The 2612-nt window shown below is 54.6% G+C and carries 1 rRNA gene; it reads left to right on the top strand.

From position 1 onward, the window contains the following. Positions 1-2584: ribosomal RNA gene (locus IEW65_RS17030) — 23S ribosomal RNA — on the top strand; the annotation flags it as partial. Between the last annotated feature and the right edge of the window lie 28 nt (positions 2585-2612).

Genomic DNA, 2612 nt, shown 5'->3' with positions numbered 1-2612 from the left:
GGCCGTAGCGGGTGATAGCCCCGTAGTCGAAAATCTGCGTATGTGAAATCGAGTAGGTCGGGGCACGAGAAACCTTGACTGAAGACGGGGGGACCATCCTCCAAGGCTAAATACTCCTGACTGACCGATAGTGAACCAGTACCGTGAGGGAAAGGCGAAAAGAACCCCGGAGAGGGGAGTGAAATAGATCCTGAAACCGTGTGCGTACAAGCAGTAGGAGCAGACTTGTTCTGTGACTGCGTACCTTTTGTATAATGGGTCAGCGACTTATATTCAGTGGCGAGGTTAACCGTATAGGGGAGCCGTAGGGAAACCGAGTCTTAACTGGGCGACACAGTCGCTGGATATAGACCCGAAACCGAGCGATCTATCCATGAGCAGGGTGAAGGTTGAGTAACATCAACTGGAGGCCCGAACCAGGATCTGTTGAAAAAGATTTGGATGACTTGTGGATCGGAGTGAAAGGCTAATCAAGCTCGGAGATAGCTGGTTCTCCTCGAAAGCTATTTAGGTAGCGCCTCACGTATTACCGCCGGGGGTAGAGCACTGTTTCGGCTAGGGGGTCATCCCGACTTACCAACCCGAGGCAAACTCCGAATACCGGTGAGTATGAGCGTGGGAGACACACGGCGGGTGCTAACGTCCGTCGTGAAAAGGGAAACAACCCAGACCGTCAGCTAAGGTCCCCAAATCCTGGTTAAGTGGGAAACGATGTGGGAAGGCTCAGACAGCTAGGAGGTTGGCTTAGAAGCAGCCATCCTTTAAAGAAAGCGTAATAGCTCACTAGTCGAGTCGGCCTGCGCGGAAGATGTAACGGGGCTAAACCAGGTACCGAAGCTACGGGTTCATCCTATGGATGAGCGGTAGAGGAGCGTCGTGTAAGCCGATGAAGGTGGATTGAGAAGTCTGCTGGAGGTATCACGAGTGCGAATGCTGACATGAGTAACGATAAAGGGAGTGAAAAACTCCCTCGCCGGAAGACCAAGGGTTTCTGTTCGACGCTAATCGGAGCAGAGTGAGTCGGCCCCTAAGGCGAGGCCGAAAGGCGTAGTCGATGGGAAACGGGTCAATATTCCCGTACCGGACATGATTGCGATGGGGGGACGGAGAAGGCTAGGTGAGCCAGGCGTTGGTTGTCCTGGTGAAAGTGAGTAGGCTTGCATCTTAGGTAAATCCGGGATGCTCTAAGGCCGAGACACGAAACGAACGGACCACGGTCCGGAAGTCATTGATGCCACGCTTCCAGGAAAAGCCTCTAAGCTTCAGATCATGTGCGACCGTACCCCAAACCGACACAGGTGGTCAGGGTGAGAATCCCAAGGCGCTTGAGAGAACTCGGGTGAAGGAACTAGGCAAAATGGTGCCGTAACTTCGGGAGAAGGCACGCCGGCGTAGGGTAAGGGAACTTGCTTCCTCAGCCCGAACCGGTCGAAGATACCAGGTGGCTGCAACTGTTTAGTAAAAACACAGCACTCTGCTAACGCGCAAGCGGACGTATAGGGTGTGACGCCTGCCCGGTGCCGGAAGGTTAAATGATGGTGTTAGCCCTCGGGCGAAGCTCTTGATTGAAGCCCCGGTAAACGGCGGCCGTAACTATAACGGTCCTAAGGTAGCGAAATTCCTTGTCGGGTAAGTTCCGACCTGCACGAATGGCGTAATGATGGCCACGCTGTCTCCACCCGAGACTCAGTGAAATTGAAATCGCCGTGAAGATGCGGTGTACCCGCGGCTAGACGGAAAGACCCCGTGAACCTTTACTATAGCTTCACACTGGACGCTGATGTTGCCTGTGTAGGATAGCTGGGAGGCTTTGAACTTCGGACGCCAGTTCGAAGGGAGCCAACCTTGAAATACCAGCCTGGCATCATTGGCGTTCTCACTCAGGTCCGTTATCCGGATCGAGGACAGTGTGTGGTGGGTAGTTTGACTGGGGCGGTCTCCTCCCAAAGAGTAACGGAGGAGCACGAAGGTACCCTCAGCACGGTCGGACATCGTGCAGTGAGTGCAAGAGCATAAGGGTGCTTGACTGCGAGACAGACACGTCGAGCAGGTGCGAAAGCAGGTTCTAGTGATCCGGTGGTTCTGTATGGAAGGGCCATCGCTCAACGGATAAAAGGTACTCCGGGGATAACAGGCTGATACCGCCCAAGAGTTCACATCGACGGCGGTGTTTGGCACCTCGATGTCGGCTCATCACATCCTGGGGCTGAAGTCGGTCCCAAGGGTATGGCTGTTCGCCATTTAAAGTGGTACGCGAGCTGGGTTTAGAACGTCGTGAGACAGTTCGGTCCCTATCTGCCGTGGGCGTTGGATGTTTGAGAAGAGCTGCTCCTAGTACGAGAGGACCGGAGTGGACGACCCTCTGGTGTTCCGGTTGTCACGCCAGTGGCATTGCCGGGTAGCTATGGTCGGACGGGATAACCGCTGAAAGCATCTAAGCGGGAAGCCCCCTTCAAGATGAGACATCCCTGAGACCTAGAGTCTCCTAAAGGGCCCAGCGAGACCAGCTGGTTGATAGGCACGGTGTGGAAGCGCTGCAAGGCGTTGAGCTAACGTGTACTAATGGCCCGTGAGGCTTGACCCTATAACACCCAAGGGGTCTGGTCGCAGTA

The sequence above is a fragment of the Vreelandella lutescens genome (genome assembly GCF_014640815.1).
Lineage (GTDB): Bacteria > Pseudomonadota > Gammaproteobacteria > Pseudomonadales > Halomonadaceae > Vreelandella > Vreelandella lutescens.
Note: the sequence above shows the minus strand (reverse complement) of the source record. Positions and strands in the feature narration are given on the sequence as shown.